Origin of the sequence: Microbacterium sp. LB12 (assembly GCF_037150835.1) — a bacterium.
In the GTDB taxonomy this organism is placed as follows: domain Bacteria; phylum Actinomycetota; class Actinomycetes; order Actinomycetales; family Microbacteriaceae; genus Microbacterium.
The window spans coordinates 1-255 of the sequence record NZ_JBBCPF010000061.1; the positions used below are offsets into that span (position 1 = coordinate 1).

The window sequence follows — 255 nt, forward strand, 5'->3', positions numbered from 1 at the left end:
GTTGCCGATGTCGACCTCGGCGGTGTAGTGGATGCTGGTGTGGGCCGTGTAGGTGCCGCGGTCGCGGTAGGCGTGGCTGGTCGGGGTGGTCGTGAATGTGGCTTGGCCGAGTGCGGTCCAGGTGCGGTCGCCGGTGGTTGTTGATCTGGTGGTGCCGTCGCCGTAGTCGAAGTCGTATCCGATGGGGTTGAATCGCACGTTGACGGGTCTGTCGAAGAGGTCGCCGCTTTGCGTGTGCACGGTGCTTGTTGCCAC

The 255-nt window shown here is 64.3% G+C and carries 1 pseudogene; it reads right to left on the reverse strand.

The window, feature by feature from the left end:
- Positions 1–240, reverse strand: a pseudogene (locus WFM69_RS19380) (hypothetical protein); the annotation flags it as partial.
- Between the last annotated feature and the right edge of the window lie 15 nt (positions 241–255).